The following is a 21108-nucleotide window of genomic DNA, read 5'->3' on the forward strand; positions in this document are numbered from 1 at the left end:
CCGGTCACCTCGACCGGCTCGGCGCCGGCGCCGGCGCCGGCCAGACCGTGCTGGTGCGCGGCGCGGCCGGCGGGGTCGGCACCGTCGCCGTCCAGCTCGCCGCGGCGCGCGGCGCGACCGTCCTCGGCACGGCGAGTGAGCGCAACCACGACCTCCTGCGGTCGCTCGGCGCGACCCCCACCACCTACGGCGAAGGGCTGGCCGAGCGGGTCGCGGCGCTGGCGCCTGCCGGGGTGGACGCGGTGCTCGACTGCGCCGGCGGCGCCCTGCCCGAGCTGATCGGCATCGCCGGCGACACGGCCCGGGTGGTGACCGTCGCCGACCTCGGCGCGGCGGCCCACGGCGTGCACCTGTCGCACGGGGCCCCGGTGAAGGAGATGGACGGGGAGGCCGTGGGCGAGGCCGACCCGCTGGCCGTGCACGGGCTGCGGGCCGCGGTGGCGCTCGCCGCCGAGGGCCGGCTGCGGGTGCCGGTGGCGGCGGTCTTCCCGCTGGCCGAGGCGGCCGCCGCCCACGAGTTGAGCGAGAGCCGCCACGCGCGCGGGAAGATCGTGCTGCGCCCCTAGGGCCTGTCTTCCGGATCTTCGTGGGGCCGCGACGCCATACACGGCACCTCGCTGCGTTACCGAATCGCGCGAATACGGCCAAGTATGAGCTGCGATCCGGCGCCTTGCGATGCACCGCATCTGACGCCGCGGCCTGATCCACGGAGATCCAAAAGACAGGCCCTAGGACCCGTCCGGCCGGAACACCACGTCGTCCTCCGACGGTTCGAGGCGCGGCAGGAACAGCACCGCGTCGAAGTCGTCGAGCGCGTCCGGGTCGAGCGGGAAGTAGGCGAAGTACTCGGCTGGGCGCTTCGTCAGGGCTGTGGCCCCGGCCACCAGTTCGACCAGTTCGGCGGCGGGCACCAGCCGGGGAGCCGAAGGGCCGGCGGCCAGTAGGCGGCCCTCCACGGTGTCGGCCGGCGGCTCGTGGATGCCGAGGTGCGGCGCGGAGCCGATCGCGATCGCGATGGTGACGTACTCGGGGCCGAGTGCGCGGGCGAGGTGGGCGCCGGCGGGGCTCCACCACAGGTCCACGCCGCCCATCCGCATCCACGCGGTGCCGCGCCGCAGGTGCTGGTTGCTGGCGAAGGCCAGCACGGGGCCATGGTCGTGGTCGCGGGCGGCGAGCGCTTCGAGGTTGGCCGCCATCATCGTGTCGCGGATTCCGATGGCGTTCGTCAGCCGCTCGTGGTGGTCGGTCCCGGCCAGGACGGCATGGTAGGCGAGCAGGCCGGCGGCGGTGCGGGCGGCGAGTTCGGCGTCGAACAGCGCCTCCGCCGTGCCGTCCGCGCCCTGGGCCGCGAGGCGGGGCACCGCCGAGGCGAGCAGCCAGCGGAGGTCGTCGGCGATCGCGCGCAGTTCGCGGGCCTCCGCCGACCGGCCCACGCCCCGGGTGGGCTCGTACATCACGTCGGGGTTGGTCCACCGGTCGTCGTCGCCGAGCAGCGCGTCGATCCGGCTCCAGGGGTGCGGCTCGGCGGGAAGGTGTGCGGTCAGGAAGGCGTGCAGGGACCACAGGGCTGCGCGGGGGCTCTCGGCGCCGGTGATCTCGGTCGGCGCGTCGAAGCCGGCGAACCGCACCTGCTCGGCCAGCGGCCGCGCGCGGTTGTGCGCGGCGAGCCACTCCACCAGCGCCCGGTTACCGGCCCAGGCCCCCCAGCCGTGGGTGATGCCGTCGGCCAGCACCTGGTCGAGGTGACCGTCGCCGCCGCGGACGTGGTCGTCGACCAGGTGTCCGGCGAGGCAGTCGGACTCCAGAGCCACGCAGCGGGTCCGCCGGCGCGCGACGAGCCCGTGGAGCAGCTCGTCACGGAGGCGCAGGAAGGTGTCCACGCCGTGCACCGGCTCGCCGAGCCCCAGCACCCGGGGCGGGTGCGGCCGCTCGTCGAGGAAGCGCGCGAGGGCCGGGTATATCAACTCGTCGGTTGCCATGGCTTTCACGCTATCGTTGATGTAACGGTTTAAACTTGGTCCGCGAAAAGCCGGTAACAACGGCGAAAAGCTTCAACCCGGGTGAGAGAGGCGGGGCGCTCATGAGGCCGGTGGACCTGGCTCGGCCGTACGGTCTTTCCGGGCAGGCGGTCCGCAACTACGAGGCGGCCGGCATCCTGCCGCCAGCCGAGCGCAGCCCGTCCGGTTACCGCCGCTACACGTCCGGGCACGCGGCCGCGCTGCGGGCCTTCTTGGCCCTGGTCCCGGCCCATGGCCACGCGTCGGCGCGGGAGATCATGACGCTGGTCAACGCGGGGCGGACCGCCGAGGCCCTGACCGTGGTGGACCGCGGCCACGCCGAGCTGCTCACCGACCGGCGGACGTTGGACGCGATCGAGCAGGCGCTGCGCGAGCTGGCCCCGGCGCCGCGCGGGCGGCCGGCCACGGTCGGTGCGCTGGCCCACCAGCTCGGCCTGCGGCCCGCCACCCTGCGCCGCTGGGAGCGGTGCGGCCTGCTGCGCCCGGCGCGGGATCCCGCCACCGGCTACCGGGTCTACGCGCCGAGCGACGTGCGGGACGCGCACCTGGTTCACCAACTGCGGCGCAGCGGGTACCTTCTCCCCCAGATCGCGCCGCTGCTCGCCGAGTTGCGCGACGCCCCGTCCCCCACCTCGGCCGCGGCGGCGATCGCCGAACGCCGCGACCGCCTCCATTCCCGCGCCCTGGCCATGCTCAACGCTGCCGCTGAGCTCGACCGATACCTCAGCGCTCCGCTGGAAACGCGGACAGCCAACGGCAGGTCGGACGTGGCCGAGGAACGCGACCGGCCGATGTGACGTCGGCCAGCGCGCCCTCCGGGGCGCGTTCGCCGGCTCAACGCCCCCGCATCAGCGCGGAGTTTGGCGCGGCACCCCGCGCCAGGGGCGCGCCTGGTCGGCCAACCCGCCGCGAACGCGTGGGCCTTCGAACCGCTCAGGCCGGCAGGCCGTCTCGGCAAAGCTCTGGCGAGAATCTGCCAACAGCCCCTGGACACCGCCCAGTCGATGCGAGATAACGGGTACATACAGTATTCGTCGACTGTATGCAATAAACCATGGCCCCGACCATCGCGTCGAACGAAGGGACGGAACTGGTCATGCCCAAGGACACCCCGGACACCTCGGAACAGCTCATATCAGGTGGGCACCTGGTCGCCAAGGCCCTCAAGAACGAGGGTGTGGACACCATCTACACCCTCTGCGGCGGCCACATCATCGACATCTACGACGGCTGCGTCGACGAGGGCATCGACGTCATCGACGTGCGGCACGAGCAGGTCGCCGCGCACGCCGCGGACGGACACGCCCGGATCACCGGGAAGCCGGGCTGCGCGGTGGTCACCGCGGGCCCCGGCACCACGGACGCGGTCACCGGCGTGGCCAACGCGTTCCGGGCCGAGAGCCCGATGCTGCTGATCGGTGGTCAGGGCGCCCACAGCCAGCACAAGATGGGCTCGCTCCAGGACCTGCCCCATGTCGACATGATGACCCCCATCACCAAGTTCGCCGCCACGGTGCCGGTCACGGAACGGGTGGCCGACCTGGTGTCGATGGCCTTCCGCGAGTGCTACCACGGCGCGCCCGGGCCGTCGTTCCTGGAGATCCCGCGCGACGTGCTGGACGCCAGGGTGCCGGTCGAGAAGGCCAGGGTGCCCAAGGCCGGCGGCTACCGCGCCTCCACCAGGACCGCCGGCGACCCGGCCGCCGTGGAGCGGCTGGCCGACCTGCTGGTCCACGCGGAGAAGCCGGCGATCCTGCTCGGCAGCCAGGTGTGGACGTCGCGGGCCACCAAGCCGGCGATCGACCTGGTCAGGCAGCTCAACCTGCCCGCCTACATGAACGGCGCGGGCCGCGGCACCCTGCCGCCCGGCGACCCGAACCACTTCCAGCTCTCCCGCCGGCACGCGTTCACCAACGCGGACGTCATCGTCATCGTCGGCACCCCGTTCGACTTCCGGATGGGCTACGGCAAGCGCCTCTCCCCCGCCGCCACCGTGGTCCAGATCGACCTCGACTACCGGACGGTGGGCAAGAACCGCGACGTCGACCTCGGGATCGTCGGCGACCCGGGGCTGATCCTGGCCGCCGTGGCCGAGTCCGCGAGCGGCCGGCTCAACGGCGGTGGCTCGCGCCGCAAGGAGTGGCTCGACGAGCTGCGCGCCGTGGAGGCCAAGGCCATCGAGAAGCGGCTGCCGCAGCTGCGCTCCGACGCCTCGCCGATCCACCCGTACCGGCTGGTCAGCGAGATCAACGACTTCCTCACCGAGGACTCCATCTACATCGGCGACGGCGGCGACATCGTCACCTTCTCCGGGCAGGTGGTGCAGCCGAAGACGCCAGGCCACTGGATGGACCCAGGACCGCTCGGCACGCTCGGCGTCGGCATCCCGTTCGTGATGGCCGCCAAGCACGCCCGCCCGGAGGCCGAGGTGGTGGCGCTCTTCGGCGACGGCGCGTTCTCGCTCACCGGCTGGGACTTCGAGACGCTGGTCCGCTTCGACCTGCCGTTCGTCGGCATCGTCGGCAACAACTCGTCGATGAACCAGATCCGTTACGGCCAGAAGGCCAAGTACGGGGACGCCCGCGAGCGGGTCGGCAACACGCTCGGCGACGTGCCGTTCGACCAGTTCGCCAGGATGCTCGGCGGCTACGGCGAGGAGGTCAGGGACCCGGCGGACATCGCGCCGGCACTGCGGCGCGCCCGCGAGTCCGGCAAGCCGTCGCTGATCAACGTGTGGGTGGACCCGGACGCCTACGCCCCCGGAACCATGAACCAGACCATGTACAAGTGAGGAGGCCGACGATGGCCAAGGCACTCGAAGGCGTACGGATCCTGGACATGACGCACGTCCAGTCCGGGCCGTCGGCGACCCAGATGCTCGCCTGGCTCGGCGCCGACGTGGTCAAGCTGGAGGCCCTCACGGGCGACATCACCCGGCAGCAGCTGCGCGACCTGCCGGACGTGGACAGCCTCTACTTCACGATGCTCAACTGCAACAAGCGCAGCATCACCCTCAACCTCAAGTCCCCACGCGGCAAGGAGCTGTTGACGGAGCTGATCGGCCGGTTCGACGTGCTGGTGGAGAACTTCGGCCCCGGCGCCCTCGACCGGCTCGGCTTCTCCTGGGAGCGGATCAGCGAGATCAACCCGCGGCTGGTCTACGCCAGCATCAAGGGCTTCGGCGAGGGCCCGTACACCAGGTTCAAGGCGTACGAGGTGGTGGCCCAGGCGATGGGCGGCTCGATGTCCACCACCGGCTTCGAGGACGGCCCGCCGCTGGCCACCGGGGCGCAGATCGGCGACTCGGGCACCGGCATCCACTGCGTGGCCGCCATCCTGGCCGCCCTCTACCAGCGGCACGCCACCGGGCGCGGCCAGCGGGTCAACGTGGCCATGCAGCACGCGGTGCTCAACCTCTGCCGGGTCAAGCTCCGCGACCAACAGCGGCTGGCGCACGGCCCGTTGGCCGAGTACCCGAACACGGACTTCGGCACCGAGGTGCCGCGCTCCGGCAACGCCTCGGGCGGCGGGCAGCCCGGCTGGGCGGTCAGGTGCGCGCCCGGCGGCCCCAACGACTACGTCTATGTGATCGTGCAGCCGGTCGGCTGGGCGCCGATCACCGAGCTGATCGGCCGCCCGGAGCTCAGGGACGACCCGGAGTGGGCCACCCCGGCGGCCCGGCTGCCGAAGCTGGCCAAGATGTTCCAGCTGATCGAGGAGTGGTCGAGCACCCTGCCCAAGTGGGAGGTGCTGGAGCGGCTGAACGCGCACAACATCCCCTGCGGCCCGATCCTCTCCACCGAGGAGATCATCGCCGACGGCAGCCTGGCCGACAACGAGATGATCGTCGAGGTCGACCACCCCCAGCGCGGCCGGTTCACCACCGTCGGCAGCCCGCTCAAGCTCTCCGACTCCCCCGTCGACGTCGAGCGCTCCCCGCTGCTCGGCGAGCACAACGAGGACATCTACCGGGGCGAACTCGGCCTGGACGACGAGGAGTTCCAGCTCCTCGCGGCGAATGGAGTGATCTGACCGATGACCACCGAGACCACGGAGAACGCGGAACCCGACGAATCGGTGTCGCCGGATCCGCACGCGCGGCAGGCCGTACGCGACCTGCTCGACGCGGTGCGCGCCGAGGGCCGGACCGTGCTCACCGCCCCCGAGGGGAAGCTGATCGCGGACGCCTACGGGATCGCCACCCCGGCCGAGGGGGTGGCCGAGACCGCCGACGAGGCCGTCGCGCTCGCCGACCGGATCGGCTTCCCGGTGGTGCTCAAGATCGTCTCCCCCGACATCTCGCACAAGAGCGACGCGGGCGGCGTGCTGGTGGACGTGATCGACGGCGCCGAGGTGCGGAAGGGGTTCGCCACCATCGTGGCGAACGCCAGGGCCTACGACCAGGAGGCCAGGATCGCCGGCGTCCAGGTGCAGCGGATGCTGCCGCCAGGACAGGAGGTCATCGTCGGCGCCGTGACCGACCCGACGTTCGGCAAGGTGGTCGCGTTCGGGCTCGGCGGGGTGCTGGTCGAGGTGCTGAAGGACATCACCTTCCGGCTCGCCCCCGCCACCCGCGCCGACGCGCTGTCCATGCTCGACGGCATCGGCGCGGCCGAGGTGCTGCGCGGGGTGCGGGGCGCGCCGCCGGTCGACCGGGAGGCCCTCTCCGGGCAGATCGTCCGGGTCTCCCGGCTGGTCGACGACTTCCCCGAGATCGCCGAGGTGGACCTCAACCCGGTGATCGCCACGCCGTCCGGCGCGGTGGTCGCGGACGTGCGGATCGTGCTGGCCGGCGAGATGCCGAAGCAGCGCCGCAGGTACGCGCGGGAGGAGATCCTGTCCACCATGCGGCGGCTGATGAAGCCCCGCGCGGTGGCGGTGATCGGCGCCTCGGCGGAGCGCGGCAAGATCGGCAACTCGGTGATGCGCAACCTCATCGACGGCGGCTTCGCGGGCGACATCCTCCCGGTGCACCCGCGGGCCGACGACATCGAGGGCCGCAAGGCGTACCGCAGCGTGCTGGACATCTCGGCCGAGGTGGACGTGGCGGTCTTCGCGATCCCGGCGAAGTTCGTGCCGGCCGCGCTCGAGGAGGTGGGCAGGAAGGGCATCCCCAACGCGGTGCTGATCCCCTCCGGCTTCGCCGAGACCGGCGAACACGAGCTCCAGGACCGGGTGGTGGCCATCGCCGAGGAGCACGGCGTCCGGCTGCTCGGCCCCAACATCTACGGCTACTACTCCACCTGGCAGGACCTGTGCGCCACCTTCTGCACCCCCTATGACGTCAAGGGCGGGGTGGCGCTGACCTCGCAGAGCGGCGGCATCGGCATGGCGATCCTCGGGTTCGCCCGCACCACCAACACCGGTGTCTCCGCGATCGTCGGGCTCGGCAACAAGTCGGACCTGGACGAGGACGACCTGCTCACCTACTTCGGGGAGGACGAGAACACCGACTGCATCGCGATGCACCTGGAGGACCTCAAGGACGGCCGGGCCTTCGTGGAGGCTGCCAGGGCGACGGTGCCGAGGAAGCCGATCGTGGTCCTCAAGGCCGGTCGCACCGCGCTAGGCGCCCGCGCCGCCGGCTCCCACACGGGGGCGCTGGCGGGCGACGACGCGGTCTACGACGACATCCTGCGGCAGGCGGGCGTGGTCCGCGCGCCCGGCCTGGCGGACATGTTGGAGTACGCCAGGGCACTGCCGGTGCTGCCGGCACCCAAGGGCGACAACGTCGTCATCATCACCGGCGCGGGCGGCTCGGGCGTGCTGCTGTCCGACGCGGTGGTGGACAACGGACTGAGCCTGATGACGATCCCGCCCGACCTGGACGAGGCGTTCCGCAGGTTCATCCCGCCCTTCGGGGCAGCGGGCAACCCGGTGGACATCACCGGCGGCGAGCCGCCGTCCACCTACGAGGCCACCATCAGGCTCGGCCTCGAGGACCCGCGCATCCACGCCCTGGTCCTGGGCTACTGGCACACCATCGTCACTCCGCCCATGGTCTTCGCGGAGCTGACGGCGCGGGTGGTCGGCGAGTTCAGGGACCGGGGGATCACCAAGCCCGTCGTGGCGTCGCTCGCCGGAGACACCGAGGTGGAGGCGGCCTCCGCCTACCTCTTCGAGCGCGGCGTCGTCGCCTATCCGTACACCACGGAGAAGCCCGTGGCCGCGCTGGGTGCGAAGTACCAGTGGGCACGGGCGGCGGGGCTGCTGCTGCCCAAGGGGGCCACCCCCTCGGGCTGACGGCACCACCTCAGCATGCTGGCCCCCCGCGCGCGCCACGCGCGGGGAGCCGGCGGCGAAGAGAACCGGACAGGGGGCGCTGACCAGACTCTTCGGACGCGAGGGAATCGTTATGAGCACAGCGAACGCGCCGGCGACGGCGCGATTCCGCGAAGTGACGGACGCCAACGGGCGGGTCTACCGGGTCGGCGAGTCCGACCGGGACATCATGGGCCGGCCGCGTTGGACGATGGTGCTGCTGCCGTGGATCGCCATGATGGGCATCAGCATCTGCGAGTACGCTTTCGGCGCGGCCGAGGACACTCTGCACGACGCGCACGGCTGGTCCTCGACCAACATCTTCTGGCTGCTGAGCGTCTGGGTGTTCTTCCAGGCGGCGGTGGCCTTCCCGGTGGGGCAGTGGCGGGAGAGCGAGAAGCTCTCGGCCCGCTCCGCGATGCTCCTCGGCGCGCTCGGCGCCTTCCTGGGCTTCCTGGCGCTGAGCCACGCGCCCAACGTGTTCTGGGCCTACCTGGGCTTCGGCTTCTTCGGTGGCTCCGGCGCCGGTTTCGTCTACGCGACCAGCGTGAACATGGTGGGCAAGTGGTATCCGGAACGGAAGGGCGGCAAGACCGGCTTCGTCAACGGCGGTTTCGCCTACGGCGCGGTGCCCTTCGTGTTCATCTTCACCTCGTACATGGACGCCGACAACTACACCGTGGTGCTCGACTGGGTCGGCGTGTACGCGCTGCTCGTGGTCGGCGTGAGCGGCCTGTTCTTCAAGGACCCGCCGAAGAACTGGTGGCCCGAGCACGTCGACCCGCTGCAGAAGCACACCGACGCCAGGACCGCCAGGGCGCTGCGGAAGAACCCGCCGGCCGTGCGGCAGTACACCCCGGCGGAGGCCAGGCGCACGCCGGTGCTCTACCTGATGTGGTTCTGCCTGCTGTGCACCGCGGGCGTGAACATCTTCGGCATCGCCTTCCAGGTGCCGTTCGGCGACGACATGGGCTTCGCGGGCGGGATCGTGGCCACGGCGATGTCGTTGAAGGCCATCGTCAACGGCACCGGGCGCGGCGTCATCGGCTGGATATCCGACCTCTACGGCCGGCGCCAGACCCTGACGTTCGTCTGCGTCGTGCTGGGGCTCGCGCAGTTCGGCGTGTTGTGGTCGGGATCCATCGGCAACATGCCGCTGTTCCTGTTCTTCTCGATGATCTCCGGCTTCGGCGGCGGCGCGATCTTCCCGCTGTTCGCCGCGATGACCGCGGACTTCTTCGGGGAGAACCACAACGCCACCAACTACGGGATGGTGTACAGCTCGAAGCTGGTCAGCGGCCTGCTCGGCTCCGGCATGGGCGCCATCGTGATCGGAGCCTGGGACTACGAGGGCGCGTTCATCATGGCCGGCTCCATCGGCCTGTTCTCCGCGGCGCTCTCCCTGACGCTGCGACAGCCGGGCCAGCCAGGCCGGCAGCGGCTCCGCGACATCGCGCCCAACCCCCAACCCATCAGCCGGGACGTGGAGGGGGCCGAGCTCGCCGAGCCGGTGCCCGAGGAGGTCAGGAGGATCTGAGCTCATGGTAGGAACGCCGGGTGTGCTCGGTGTGCTGGCGCATGATCCGGGTGGCGCCCTCGCCGTCCCCCTCCCTGAGGGCGGCGATCAGCTCGCGGTGCTCGATCCACGACGCCATGCCGCGCTGCCGCGCGACGGGCGCGTAGTACCAGCGCACCCGGCGGCCCACCTGGCCGATCAGCTCGGCCAGCACGGCGTTGGCCGCGATCTCCAACACGGCGGCGTGGAAGCGGGTGTTGAGCTCTATGACGCTCTCCACGTTCGCCGCGCGGGCGGCGGCCTCGCCGTGGTCGCACAGCTCCTCGAGGACGGCGATGCCCTCGGCGTCGGCCCGCCCGGCGGCCAGCCGGGCGGCCTCGCCCTCCAGCAGGGTGCGGACGGTGAGCAGCTGGTCGGCCTCCTCGTCGGTCGGCTCGTGCACGAACGCGCCCTGGGCGGGCCGCAGATCGACCCAGCCCTCGGTGCTGAGCCGTTGCAGCGCCTCGCGCACGGGCTGCCGGCTCACGCCGAGGTGGGTGGCCAACTCGCTCTCCACCAGGTGCTGTCCGGGGCGGAGCGCCCGGGTCGTGATGAGCTCGAGCAGGGTCTCGTACACCCGCTCGCGCAGCGGGCCTGGCCGCTCGAGCCGGGGGACGGTGCCCTGTGTGAGGCCCTTGGACAGCATCGCCGCATCCCTCCCGAAGGCCAGCGAACCGACCATGCTTCCCGATTGCATTTCGTCTACAGGATCCTGTGACTCCAGGGTACGAGGGTGACGGACCTCACGGGCCGGGACGGACGCGTGATCTGCTTCACACGCACACGCTTCACTCGCACTTTCTGAATACCGTAGACGCTTTTCGTGGCCGACCAGGTCGGCTTCGGGAGGCCACTCCCCAGATCGTGTACGCGGCCGGGGGCGCCTTCGGTGCGCCGCTTCCCCGTCCACGCACACCGGAGGGGGCCGGACGGCGGGTTGCGCCCCCTGCGCCGTCCGGCCCCCGTCAACTCCGCGCCCCGCCAACTCCACGCCCGGCCAACTCCGCGAACGGCCGTGCAGAATGGGGGACATGGTGGCGGGCGACAGGTGGATCCGGGACGGTGGCAGGGTCTGCCTCGACTTCGTCAACACGCTGGCCGACCGCTGGCGGGCCCCGCGCGAGACGCTGCCCGAGCCCGCCGAGTTGGAGCGCTGGCTGGCCGGCGCCGGGCTGCTCCCCGAACGGTCGCCCGTCGAGCCCCCCACCGGGCTGCTGCCCCTGGCGCACCGGCTGCGGGAGGCGATCGACCGCACCGTGCTGGCCGTGCGGGACGGCGGACTGCCGGGCCCCGGCGATGTCGCGCTGATCAACGAGGCGGGCTCGGCCGCCCCCGCACCGGTGCGTCAACTCGTCATGGGCAGGGAAGGGTTGACGCCCGGTACGGCGACCAGCGCGGCCGGGGACCCGGCCGCCGCCCTGGGCCTGGTGGCCCAGGACGCTATCGATCTGGTGCTGGCGCCGGCCGTGCGCCGGGTACGGGTCTGTGGCGCGGAGCGCTGCGCGCTGCGCTTCCTCGACCGCTCCCCGGCGCACAACCGCCGCTGGTGCTCGATGGCCCGCTGCGGAAACCGTCTCAAGGCCCGCCGTCATCAGGCCAGGCACGGCTCGGCGCGGGTCTGAACGGCCCCGAGGGGCCCCGGGCTAGAGCCCGTAGCGGCTGCGCAGATGCCGCCAGAAGTCCCGGGACATCCACCGGTCGAACTCGGTGATCTGGGTCGCGCTGCCCGCCCGCATCAGGAAGTTGCTGACTCCGGTGGGCGTCCAGTCGTAGAAGTCGTCGAGCCCCAGGGTGTGCCCCATCTCGTGGAGCAGAATATGGATGTTGTCCTGGTTGATGGCGCCCATGTAGTACTCGCGGCCCATGCGTTGGCCCCAGTCGCCGCCGGCTCCGCCGCCGAACCCGTCGGTCAGCCACAGCGACTGGTCGAAGTGGCGCGCCGCGCCGCCCGGACACTGCGAGTAGTTGCCGTCCTGGTGGTAGAAGCGGTCGCAGGCCGGGGCGCAGCGTGGGGCGCCGGCGCCGTCCAGGTTGCCGATGTAGAGGTCGACCGAGTTGTCGTTCCACTGCAGGAGCGAGCGGTCCCGCGCGGCCCAGCCGACCACCTGCACCGGCACCGAGGCGTAGGGGAAGTTCCCCCAGCCGCGCAGTCCGTCGAACCACTTGGACCACTGCCGCTGGATCGACGCGTTGATCTGGTCGCGCATCTGCGCCGTCACCGGCGTGTTGGACTCCCAGCGGACGCAGTACTGGAGCCGGCCGCCGTTGGCCATCAGCTGGTCCCAGCCGTAGTTGCGGAAGCCGAGCAGGTTGCCGTAGGTGCTTTCCATGTGGCGCCAGACCTCGTCCAGGCCCTGCGCGTACTGGGTCGGCGGGGTCCAGTCGGGGGATGGGTGGTCGGCCTGCCGGTTCGCGGCCGCCGAGGGGCTGGCGAACACCGCGGCGACGACCATCGTCAGCGCCGCGACCAGGCCCGATCGCCATAAGCGGCGGAGGCGGGCACGGGTGCGTCGTGGCATGCGTGTTCCTCTCTGTGGGGTGGGGGTGTACGGCCATCTGTGAGTGGCCGCCGAGGGGGCAAAGGGTTGCCTTCCTCTTGCCCACAGTCCGCGGCACCCGGCCCGCGGGGTCCCCGGGCCGGCCGCGCTGCGCTGGCAGGGCCCGCGCCCCCGTGTCAGCCTGGGCCCCAGGGCACCGCCCGCCAGCGGCACCGGCGCAGAGGGAACCAGCTATGGGTACACCGAACGGCAGGCCGAGCATCGTGATCGTCGGCGGCGGCTTCGCCGGGGTGGAGTGCGCCCGGCGCCTCGAACGCCGGCTGCGCGTCGACGAGGCGATGATCACCCTGATCAGCCCCACCGACTACCAGCTCTACCTGCCGCTGCTGCCACACGTGGCGGCCGGCGTGGTCACCCCGCAGTCGGTCGCGCCCTCGCTGCGCCGGATCCTGCGCCGCACCGACCTGGTGCCCGGCCGGGCGATCGGCGTCGACCCGCGCGCCAGGATCGTCGTGGTCAGGAAGATCACCGGCGACACGGTGGACCTCCGCTACGACCACCTGGTGCTCAGCCCGGGCAGCGTCACCCGCTCCTTCGACATCCCAGGGCTGCGGGAGAACGCCCGCGGCATGAAGACGCTCGCCCAGGCGGCCTTCCTGCGCGACCACGTCATCGCCCAGCTGGACCTCGCCGCCGCCACCATGGACGAGGCCGAGCGGGCCGCCAGGCTCCAGTTCGTGGTGGTCGGCGGCGGCTACGCCGGCACCGAGACGCTGGCCGGCCTGCAGCGCGTCACCGCCGCGGCCGCCCGGCGCTACTTCCCCCGGCTCAACGGCGACCTGATCCGCTGGCACCTGGTCGACGTCGCCCCCAAGCTGCTGCCCGAGCTGGGCGAGAAGCTGGGCGCGGACGCGCTGCGGCTGCTGCGGCAGCGCGGGGTGCACGTCTCGCTCGGCACCACGGTCCAGGCCGTCACGCCGGAGGCGATCACCCTCACCGACGGGCGCACGCTGCCCTCGCGCACCCTGGTCTGGACGGCCGGGGTGGCCGCCAGCCCGCTCGTCGACTCGCTCGGCTGCGAGACCGTGCGCGGCCGGATCGCCGCCAACCCCGACTTCACCGTGCCGGGGCTCGCCGGGGTGCTGGCGCTCGGCGACGCGGCCGCCGTGCCCGACCTGGTCAAGGGCGACGGCGCGGTCTGCGTCCCCACCGCGCAGCACGCCGCCAGGCAGGGCCGGCACGCCGCCGAGAACCTGACGGCGCGACTCCGCGGCCGCCCGCTCACCCCCTACCGGCACCGGGACCTCGGCCTGGTCGTGGACCTCGGCGGCCGGGAGGCCGTCTCCAAGCCGCTCGGCATCCAACTCACCGGAGCGCCAGCCCAGCTGGTCGCCCGCGGCTACCACCTCGCGACGCTGCCGACCGGCGCGGCCCGCTTCCGCACCGGCGCCAACTGGCTGCTCAACGCGGCGTTCGGCGACGACTTCGTGCGCATCGGCTTCCTCGGCGAACACTCCGGCACCGTCCGCGAGTTCGAACAGACCGACGCCTACCTCAGCCCGGCCGAGGTCCGAGCCCGCACCCGCCGCTGACGGCCCTGCCGGCGGCGGGGCGCGCGGATCCGGTTAGGTCCTGTCCTGTCGATCTTGTCGGATCAGCCCTTGGCTCCCCCAGGCCTGGCGGCCTGGGTGGGGGTGCCCCCTGCACGGAGTGCTTGGGGGAGTACCCCCAGATGCGGTGCATCGCAAGGCGCCCCACGCGGCGGAGCCGCACATCGACCGCAGCGCAGCTCATACTTGGCCGTATTCGCGCGATTCGGTAACGCAGTGAGGCGCCGTAGCTGGCGTCGCGGGCCCGGCAAGATCGGCAGGACAGGGCCTAGGTGCGCGTCTGGCCGGGCTGTGCCCCGGGAGCGAACGAGGGGGGAATGCCGGGTGGCGAGCGACGTGCGGGACCTGGCCGGGTGGCTCCGGGTGCCGGTCGGGGCGGGCGCGGAACGCTGGGCGAGCCGGGGGCGCTGCCGGCGGGTGCTGCTGATCGTGCACAACGTGACCTCGGCGACCCGGCTGCTCGACGTGCTGCCGCTCTTCCGCGACGACCTCCGGGTGCAGCTGCTGGCGACGCACGTCGGGTCCTCGCCGTTCGGGGCCGGGGTCGACGAACTGCTGGCCGAGGTCGGGGTTCCGGTGCTGCCGTGGGAGCAGGCGGTCGAGACGCCGGTCGACCTGGCGGTGTCGGCGAGCTTCGGTGGCCAACTCCGGTCATTTGGGGGGCATTTGGTCGTACTGTCGCATGGGGTTGGCTACAATAAGAGACTGGCCAGCGGCCAGCGGCCAGCGGCCAGCGGCCAGCGGCCAGCGGCCAGCGGCCAGCGGCCAGCGGCCAGCGCCGGTGTTCGGGATGGCGGAGGAGTGGACGCTGGCGGACGGCGCGCCCGTCGCGGACGCCATGGTCCTCTCCCACCCCGAGCAGCACGACCGGCTGCGCGCCACCTCCCCACTGGCCGCGCCACGGGCGGTGCTGGCCGGTGACCCGTGTTACGACCGGCTGTTGGCCGGCACGACGTACCGGGACCGGTTCCGCCGCGCGCTCGGCCTCCGCCGCGGCCAGCGCCTCGTGCTGCTCAACTCCACCTGGAACCCGGAGTCGTTGTTCGGCGACGGCGGCGACGACGTGCTGCCGTTCCTGCTGCCGCGGCTGACCGGCGAGCTGCCGGCCGACGAGTACCGGGTGGCCGCCGTGCTGCACCCCAACATCTGGCACGGCCACGGCCCAGGTCAGATCCGGATCTGGCTCGACCGGGCGCGACGCGGCGGACTGACCCTGGTCGAGCCGGTGCACGACTGGCGGCAGGCGCTCATCGCCGCCGACGTCGTCCTCGGCGACTTCGGCTCCGTCAGCTACTACGCGGCCGCCCTCGGCACGCCCGTGCTGATCGGCGCGCCCCACCAGGCAGGACTCGACCCGGAGTCCCCGGTCGCGGCGTTCGTCCGCGCGGCGCCACGGCTGGACGCCGGGGCGCCGCTGCTGCCGCAGGTGGCGGCGGCGCTGGCCGAGCACCGGCCGGCGCCAGGGCCTGCCGAGCTGACGAGTTCGGATCCCGGCCGCTCGGCCGAGCTGCTGCGCGGCCTCTTCTACCGGTTCCTGGGGCTGCCGGAGCCGGCGGCGCCCGCGCTCCTCGACCCGCTGCCGCTGCCGGCCCACCAACCGCCGGCGCGCACCGCGCCGTTGCACGTGGGCACCAGGCTGCTCGGCGCCGGCGAGGTGGCGGTGACCCGGCACGCGGAGCCGGCCCACGAGCCGGCCGCGGTGGGCGAGTCACACCTGGCCGTGCACGAGGACACCCTCGATCCGAGCCGGCTGCAACTGGCCGACGTGATCTTCCGGGAGGGCGCGCCTGACGACGTCCGGTTCGGGCCGCCCGAGCGCTGGGCCGCCGAGGTGCTCGACCGCCACCCCTACTGTGCGCTGGCCGCCTACGTCACCGGGCCCGGGTCCTGCGTGGCGCTGCCCAGGGGCGGCGACCCGCTGACGCTGACGGCGGCTCCTGACGGGGCGGAACCGGCCGCCTTCGCCTCCGCGTTGCACGCCTGGCTGGCCGCCGGCAAGGACGTGGCCGAGCTGTCGGACGGGCTGACCGTGGTGACCGGCTCCACCGCGCACCGGGTCACGGTGACCCGGGATCCCCGGCGTCGAGGCAGCGCTCGCGCAGCGCCCTGAGGTGGGCGAGGTGGTAGTGCGCCCCCTCCTCGGTGAGCGCCGCCAGCGCCTCGTCGATCAGTGGCAGGGCGTCGGCCGGCCGGTCGTGGAACAGCCGGAGCTCGGCGAGGTCGGTCAGGGTCCTGGCCGTGTTGTAGGGCTCGTTGCTCGCCCGGAAGAACCGCAGCGCCGCCTCGAGTCGCTCCTCGGCCTCGGCCCAGGTGTCGCGCCCGCGCTGGGCCAGGCCCCGCTGGGCGCGGCCGCGGTGGCGCTGGAGCAGGGCGCGGGACCTGGGCAGGTCGGCGGCGCCCTCGTCGTCGGGGCCGATGCCGTCGAGCAGCGCGTCCGCCTGGGCGAACAGCTCGTCGGCCGCCTCGAACTCCCAGCGCGCGAGGCGCAGCAGGCCCCGGGTCTCGACGGCGGTGGCCCGGCCGCGCAGGTGGCCGGCCCGCGTCTCGGCCTCCAGGGTCGCGGTGACCTCCCGGTCGGCCTCGTCGAACTCCCGGCGCTCGATCAGCGCGAACGCCAGGAAGACGTGCATGCGCGCCGCCATCCTGGTGCCGGGGCACACCTCGTCCGCCACCCGGGCGCCGGCCCGCAGCGCGGGCAGCACCTCCTCGTGCCGGCCGTCCTTGAGCTGCGCGGGCCACATGGCCTCGCAGAGCGCGCAGGCGACGTCGCCGAGGCCGAACTCCTCGGCGGCCAGCACCGCCTGCACCAGGTTGCCGAGCTCGGCGCCCAGCGCGGCCAGGGCCGCTCCCGTGCTGGGGTAGTCGCCGGCCGGGGCGTCCCGCAGCGCCTGGGCGATCCACCAACGCTCGGGCAGCGCGGCCTTGTTGGCCCGCGCGGCGAAGTCGAGGCACCACTCGACCGACCGCCGCACGGCCCGCGCCGCGCCGGCGACGCCGTCCTGCCGGACGGCCGTCAGCGCGGCGTGCTCGCGCACCGTGGGCCGGCAGCGGTGGCCGCCGTCCGGCAGGGCCTCCACCAGGCCGCGCTCCGCCAGCTCGGCGAGCGACCGCTCGGCCTCGGGTTCGGAGAGCCCGGCCGCGGCCGCCGCCAGGCCGGGGCGGACGGCCGGCCAGGGCCACTGGAAGGCGAGCCGGTAGAGCCGGGCCGCGGCCGGCTCCAGGCTCTGGTAGCTCTCGTCGAGCACGGCCCGCACCGGGTCGCCTGGGATCACGGGGGAACCTCCTCCTGGTCGGTCGCCCTGGGCGAGGCGCGCGGCCGCCGCCCGCAGCGCGTAGGGCCGGCCGCCGCAGCGGTCGAGCAGCTCGGGCACGAGCTCCCTGGCCCCGGCCAGCGTGCGCTCGTCGAGCAGGTCGGCGAGCAGCCGGCGCCCGTCCCGGTCGCCGAGCGGCGCGACGGCTACCGGCTCCGCGTCGACGCCGGTCAGCCGGCTTCTGGCCACCACCACGGTCAGCACGTCGGGCGCGGCGGTGAGCAGCGGGCCGACCTGGGCGGCGGAGGTGGCGTGGTCGAGGACGAGCAGCAGCGAGCGGTCGGCGAGCAGGCGGCCGAACAGCTCCGTGCGCTCGGCGGTGCCGGGCGCGATCTCCTCGGGGTCCACCCCGAGCCGCCGCAGCCCGTGCCGCAGGGCGGCCGCGGCGGTGAGGCCGCGCCCGGTGCCCTCGCCCTCCAGGTCGACGTAGAGCTGGCCGTCGGGGAACCGACCGCGCTCGCGCGCGCCGAACCGCAGCGCGACGGCGGTGGTGCCCATGCCCTCCAGGCCGTGCAGCAGCACCCGGCGCGGGCGGCCGTCGGCCCGCCTGGTGGCCTCGGCGCGCAGCCGGCGCAGTGGCTCCTCGCGGTCGTGGAACGCGCGTGGGCCGGGCGGCAGTTGAGGGGTCGCGCGGATCCCGGCCGGGGTGAGCGTCCGGCTGACGAGCCGCGCGACGTCCGCCAGTTGCCGGGCCACGGCCGGGTCGTCCCGCTGCCGCTCGTCGAGCAGCCGCGCCAGCTCGTCCAGGTCGACGGGTCTGGCCGGCGCCCTGGTGCCGCGCCGGAACAGGCCGCCGATCAACAACGACAGCTGCTTGCCCGCCTCGTTGCCCATGCCGAGGCCGACCGCGCCGAGCATCGCCGTGATCGCCGCGAGCGACAAGGGATCCACCACCGCCCCATCCCCCTCCTCAGGACCCGACCAGCCCGTGGCGGCCCGGTCGCGGATCTCCACGGTAGCGGGAAAGCCCGTCCCGGGGACGGCGAGGTGACGGGGCGTCGGCCGTCCCTGACGCGTGGCGAACGCCGTCCCGCCGCCGACCGGGCGTGGTCCCTTTCCCATCCCTCCATGAGGTGTTCACGATCGCCTCCCCCATAATGCGCGGGTGAGCGATCGCCCCTTCCTGCCGCTGCCGTCCGACCACATACCCGACGGCACCCGCGACTGGCGCGCCAGCGACGCGCGGCGCTGGCTGGACGCCGGCCCCGCCCGCTGGTCGCGCCCGTGGTGGGCCGTGCTCGCCCTGCTGGGGGCCGGCCTCTGGGCCATCGCGAGCACCCCGGTGCCGGTGTGCTCGGAGTCGGCGCCCTGCGGCCCCGCGTGGACGGGGAGCTGGCTGGCCGGCCTGGCGCTGCTCCAGCTCTACTGGGTGTGCCGGCTGCCCGACCTGGCCCGGCTGACGCTGGCGCCGATCGGCCTGCTCTGCGTGCTCTCCGACGCGGCGCTCGGGGCGGCGGAGGGCCCCGCCCGCGTCGCGGTGCTGCTCGCCCTCGGCTTCGCGCTGCTCGGCACGATCCACCGGGTGGCCGCCCACCAGCGGCAGCAGCGGCTCGCGCTGGACCTCGCGGGTCCGGCCAGGTACGCCCTGCCACCGGAGGCGGCCGGCTTCAGCCGGGGGCGGCTCTCGTTCGCCGTGGGCTCGGTGCTGCTCGCGGTCGGGGCGCTGGCCGGCTGGCAGGGCGAGCGCGAGGTGGCCGACCACGAGGCGCGCGCCGACCGGGCCACGGTGTTGCGGGCCGAGGTCGCCGGGCAGGACGAGGGCGAGATCGCCGTTCTGCTGCCCGGTGCGGAGGAGGAACGCGTCGTCGGCGCCTACGCCGAGGACTACCCGGTGGGCTCCGAGGTCGCGGTGCTGGTCGACGGCGACTGGCTGGGGTTGGTGGCCGAGCCCTACGACGCCTTCGGCTGGCAGACGCTGATGCTGCTGTTCGGCGTGCCGGGCCTCGCCTTCCTCGGCAACGGGCTCGACGGCCGGGTCCGCGCCCACGCGCTGCGCGGGGCGCCGCTGCCCACCCTGCGGGTGCTGGTGGCGGAGAGCCACGAGAACGGGCGCACCGTGGTCTACGCGGTCGACGACCCCGCCCTGGCCAGGCCGGTCCTGTCCTTCAACTCGCTCGCGGTGCCGGCGGACGGACAGGACGGGAACGACGGCGACGAATGGGGCGAGGAGAGTTCGTCCGAGGAGCGGCGGGCGGCCGCCAGGGCCGCGATGGAGGACGTCGCCGCGATCCTGAAGGGCGAGGACGAGGTGCCGCCGGTGCGCGAGGGCGTGCTCTACGGCGTCCCCCGGCCCGGCGGCGAACTCGGCCTCGTCGCCCACGCCTTCGGCGAGCCGATGCTGGAGCTCTCCACCAGCCCGGTCCGGCCGGCCAGGGAGGAGAACGGGGATCGCGGCAGGAGCCCGCAGCCGCGCCCGCGGCGCTCGCGGCGGCGGGCCGGTGTCGTCGACGTGAGCGCCGCGGCCGAGGCGACGGCCGCCCGGCTCGGCCCGAGCGCCGAGCCGTTGAGCTGGTCGGCGGGAGCCGTCTCCCGGGGCGTGGGGTTCTTCCTGCTCTTCGCCCAACTCGGCATGGTGGCCACGGTGTTCTCCGGCGGCCCCGGCCTCTCCTGGGTGCTGCTGCTCGGCCTGCCCGTCTTCGTCGGCTCCTGCGCCACCGCGCTCAACTGGCGGATCACCGCCGACCGTCAGGGCCTGTGGGTGACCGGCGCCTGGCGGGTGCGGCACATCCCCTGGGAGCGGCTGACCGCCGTGCGGCACGAGGGGGACGACATCCGCTTCGGCATCGGCCGCGCCCCGTCGATCGCGCTCAGCTTCACCGGCGCCGCCTGGCTGGAGCGGCGGCTTGGCCACCTGCCGCGCGCCGTGCACGCCGTCGAGGAGATCCGCGCCCTGCACCGCAGGCCGGAGTTGCGGCCCGAGCGCGACTCGCGGCCGGCCGACCACGGGATGCCGATCGGCCCCGTGGTGCTCGGCGCGATCGTGATCGCCGTGGTGGCGCGGCTGCTGCTCGGCTGAGCGGTCGCCGGCTCAGCGGGCGGCAGCCGCCCCGTACGCCTGGCGGAGCGCGCCGGCGAAGGTCTCGACCGGCTGGGCGCCGGAGACCCCGTAGGCGCCGCCGAGCACGAAGAACGGTACGCCGGTGATGCCGAAGCGCCTGGCCTGCTGGAAGTCGGCCTCGACCTCGGCGGCGTAGCCGTCGCCCGCCAGCGTCCGCCGGATCTCGTCCTCCGGGACGCCGACCTCGGCGCCGAGCCGGACCAGGGTCTGGTGGTCGTCGACGGTCTCGCCCTCGCCCAGGTGGGCGGCGAGCAGCCGCTCGTGCATCGCGTCGCCGAGCCCGTGGGCGGCGGCCAGGTGGGCGAGCCGGTGGGCGTCGAGCGTGTTGACGGAGATCGCGCGGTCGAGCCGGTAGCTCAGCCCCTCGGCGGCGGCCAGGTCGGTGACCCGCTGGGTCATCTCGCGCACCTGGGCCGGCGCGGCGCCGGTCTTCTTGGCCAGCATCTCGCTGGTCGGCTCGCGCAACCCCGCCGGGTGGGAGGGGTCGAGCTGGAAGCTGTGCCAGCGCACCTCGACCTCGTCGGCGTGCTCGAACGAGTCGACGGCGCGCTCCAGGCGGCGCTTGCCGATGTAGCACCAGGGGCAGACCACGTCCGACCAGACGTCGATCACCAGCGCGCTCACAGGTGGCACACCCCGTCCTCGCAGACGGGCCCGGCGTCCGAACCGACGATGACGAGGGCCGGCGCCTCGGCGTCCGGCGGCTCCGCCGCCGACGCGGCGGGCGGTGGGGTGGTCTCCTGGGGTGGAGAGGTCGACATGGTGACTCCCGCGGCCGATGGTTACTTCTCGTGCGT

The 21108-nt window shown here is 73.6% G+C and carries 16 protein-coding genes; 10 read left to right on the plus strand and 6 right to left on the minus strand.

The window, feature by feature from the left end; translation table 11 throughout:
- Positions 1 to 566 (plus strand): zinc-binding dehydrogenase (locus ACYVPE_RS14920; RefSeq protein ID WP_461034051.1); only part of this gene is annotated, 566 nt, incomplete at its 5' end.
- A gap of 162 nt (positions 567 to 728) precedes the next feature.
- Here the strand turns inward: ACYVPE_RS14920 and ACYVPE_RS14925 are convergent.
- Positions 729 to 1979 (minus strand): erythromycin esterase family protein, encoded by a 1251-nt coding sequence (locus ACYVPE_RS14925; protein ID WP_461034052.1) that lies wholly within the window; start codon positions 1977 to 1979, stop codon positions 729 to 731.
- Between the two features lie 101 nt (positions 1980 to 2080).
- On the opposite strand from ACYVPE_RS14925, the gene ACYVPE_RS14930 reads away from it, so the two are divergent.
- The 5 genes from ACYVPE_RS14930 to ACYVPE_RS14950 all read left to right on the plus strand — a co-directional run bounded on the left by ACYVPE_RS14930 (position 2081) and on the right by ACYVPE_RS14950 (position 9816).
- Positions 2081 to 2815: a MerR family transcriptional regulator gene (locus ACYVPE_RS14930; RefSeq protein WP_461034053.1), complete on the plus strand. Its 735-nt coding sequence runs from the start codon at positions 2081 to 2083 to the stop codon at positions 2813 to 2815.
- 299 nt (positions 2816 to 3114) lie between these two features.
- Positions 3115 to 4809: a thiamine pyrophosphate-binding protein gene (locus ACYVPE_RS14935; protein WP_461034117.1), complete on the plus strand. Its 1695-nt coding sequence runs from the start codon at positions 3115 to 3117 to the stop codon at positions 4807 to 4809.
- Positions 4810 to 4820: 11 nt separating this feature from the next.
- Positions 4821 to 6050, plus strand: a complete 1230-nt coding sequence (gene frc, locus ACYVPE_RS14940; RefSeq protein WP_461034054.1) for a formyl-CoA transferase — start codon at positions 4821 to 4823, stop codon at positions 6048 to 6050.
- Positions 6051 to 6053: 3 nt separating this feature from the next.
- On the plus strand, positions 6054 to 8261 hold the full coding sequence (locus tag ACYVPE_RS14945; RefSeq protein ID WP_461034055.1) for an acetate--CoA ligase family protein: 2208 nt from the start codon (positions 6054 to 6056) through the stop codon (positions 8259 to 8261).
- Positions 8262 to 8373: 112 nt separating this feature from the next.
- The gene (locus ACYVPE_RS14950) at positions 8374 to 9816 is read left to right on the plus strand and encodes an OFA family MFS transporter (protein WP_461034056.1); all 1443 of its coding nucleotides are present in this window, start codon (positions 8374 to 8376) and stop codon (positions 9814 to 9816) included.
- Here the strand turns inward: ACYVPE_RS14950 and ACYVPE_RS14955 are convergent.
- Positions 9803 to 10480: a GntR family transcriptional regulator gene (locus ACYVPE_RS14955; protein ID WP_461034057.1), complete on the minus strand. Its 678-nt coding sequence runs from the start codon at positions 10478 to 10480 to the stop codon at positions 9803 to 9805. The genes ACYVPE_RS14950 and ACYVPE_RS14955 overlap by 14 nt on opposite strands.
- Before the next feature lie 385 nt (positions 10481 to 10865).
- Here ACYVPE_RS14955 and ACYVPE_RS14960 point away from each other — a divergent pair, with 385 nt between their 5' ends.
- Positions 10866 to 11456 carry a CGNR zinc finger domain-containing protein gene (locus ACYVPE_RS14960; protein ID WP_461034058.1) on the plus strand — a complete coding sequence of 197 codons (591 nt, stop codon included), beginning with the start codon at positions 10866 to 10868 and terminating at the stop codon, positions 11454 to 11456.
- Positions 11457 to 11477: 21 nt separating this feature from the next.
- Here the strand turns inward: ACYVPE_RS14960 and ACYVPE_RS14965 are convergent, their stop codons facing one another.
- A complete protein-coding gene (locus tag ACYVPE_RS14965; RefSeq protein WP_461034059.1) occupies positions 11478 to 12353 on the minus strand; it encodes a hypothetical protein in 876 nt (291 codons plus the stop codon).
- Between the two features lie 212 nt (positions 12354 to 12565).
- Here ACYVPE_RS14965 and ACYVPE_RS14970 point away from each other — a divergent pair, with 212 nt between their 5' ends.
- Positions 12566 to 13924, plus strand: a complete 1359-nt coding sequence (locus ACYVPE_RS14970) for an NAD(P)/FAD-dependent oxidoreductase (RefSeq protein WP_461034060.1) — start codon at positions 12566 to 12568, stop codon at positions 13922 to 13924.
- Between the two features lie 808 nt (positions 13925 to 14732).
- A complete protein-coding gene (locus ACYVPE_RS14975) occupies positions 14733 to 16052 on the plus strand; it encodes a hypothetical protein (RefSeq protein WP_461034061.1) in 1320 nt (439 codons plus the stop codon).
- Here the strand turns inward: ACYVPE_RS14975 and ACYVPE_RS14980 are convergent.
- Positions 16000 to 18147 (minus strand): tetratricopeptide repeat protein, encoded by a 2148-nt coding sequence (locus tag ACYVPE_RS14980; protein ID WP_461034062.1) that lies wholly within the window; start codon positions 18145 to 18147, stop codon positions 16000 to 16002. The genes ACYVPE_RS14975 and ACYVPE_RS14980 overlap by 53 nt on opposite strands.
- Before the next feature lie 211 nt (positions 18148 to 18358).
- Between ACYVPE_RS14980 and ACYVPE_RS14985 the strand changes: the two genes are divergently transcribed.
- Entirely contained in the window at positions 18359 to 20269 is a 1911-nt protein-coding gene (locus ACYVPE_RS14985; protein ID WP_461034063.1) for a hypothetical protein, read from the plus strand.
- Between the two features lie 12 nt (positions 20270 to 20281).
- Here the strand turns inward: ACYVPE_RS14985 and ACYVPE_RS14990 are convergent, their stop codons facing one another.
- Complete coding sequence (locus ACYVPE_RS14990) at positions 20282 to 20944, minus strand: DsbA family oxidoreductase (RefSeq protein ID WP_461034064.1); 663 nt, start codon at positions 20942 to 20944, stop codon at positions 20282 to 20284.
- Positions 20932 to 21072, minus strand: coding sequence for a hypothetical protein (locus tag ACYVPE_RS14995; protein WP_461034065.1), 141 nt, complete (start codon positions 21070 to 21072; stop codon positions 20932 to 20934). The genes ACYVPE_RS14990 and ACYVPE_RS14995 overlap by 13 nt, the downstream gene beginning before the upstream one ends.
- Between the last annotated feature and the right edge of the window lie 36 nt (positions 21073 to 21108).

It is taken from the genome of Streptomyces mayteni, assembly GCF_054783955.1.

Coding starts and splice junctions, on each gene's coding strand:
- ACYVPE_RS14925 (WP_461034052.1), bottom strand. CDS start 1,979: ATGGCAACCGACGAGTTGATATACCCGGCCCTCGCGCGCTTCCTCGAC.
- ACYVPE_RS14930 (WP_461034053.1), top strand. CDS start 2,081: ATGAGGCCGGTGGACCTGGCTCGGCCGTACGGTCTTTCCGGGCAGGCG.
- ACYVPE_RS14935 (WP_461034117.1), top strand. CDS start 3,115: ATGCCCAAGGACACCCCGGACACCTCGGAACAGCTCATATCAGGTGGG.
- frc (WP_461034054.1), top strand. CDS start 4,821: ATGGCCAAGGCACTCGAAGGCGTACGGATCCTGGACATGACGCACGTC.
- ACYVPE_RS14945 (WP_461034055.1), top strand. CDS start 6,054: ATGACCACCGAGACCACGGAGAACGCGGAACCCGACGAATCGGTGTCG.
- ACYVPE_RS14950 (WP_461034056.1), top strand. CDS start 8,374: ATGAGCACAGCGAACGCGCCGGCGACGGCGCGATTCCGCGAAGTGACG.
- ACYVPE_RS14955 (WP_461034057.1), bottom strand. CDS start 10,480: ATGCTGTCCAAGGGCCTCACACAGGGCACCGTCCCCCGGCTCGAGCGG.
- ACYVPE_RS14960 (WP_461034058.1), top strand. CDS start 10,866: ATGGTGGCGGGCGACAGGTGGATCCGGGACGGTGGCAGGGTCTGCCTC.
- ACYVPE_RS14965 (WP_461034059.1), bottom strand. CDS start 12,353: ATGCCACGACGCACCCGTGCCCGCCTCCGCCGCTTATGGCGATCGGGC.
- ACYVPE_RS14970 (WP_461034060.1), top strand. CDS start 12,566: ATGGGTACACCGAACGGCAGGCCGAGCATCGTGATCGTCGGCGGCGGC.
- ACYVPE_RS14975 (WP_461034061.1), top strand. CDS start 14,733: ATGGCGGAGGAGTGGACGCTGGCGGACGGCGCGCCCGTCGCGGACGCC.
- ACYVPE_RS14995 (WP_461034065.1), bottom strand. CDS start 21,072: ATGTCGACCTCTCCACCCCAGGAGACCACCCCACCGCCCGCCGCGTCG.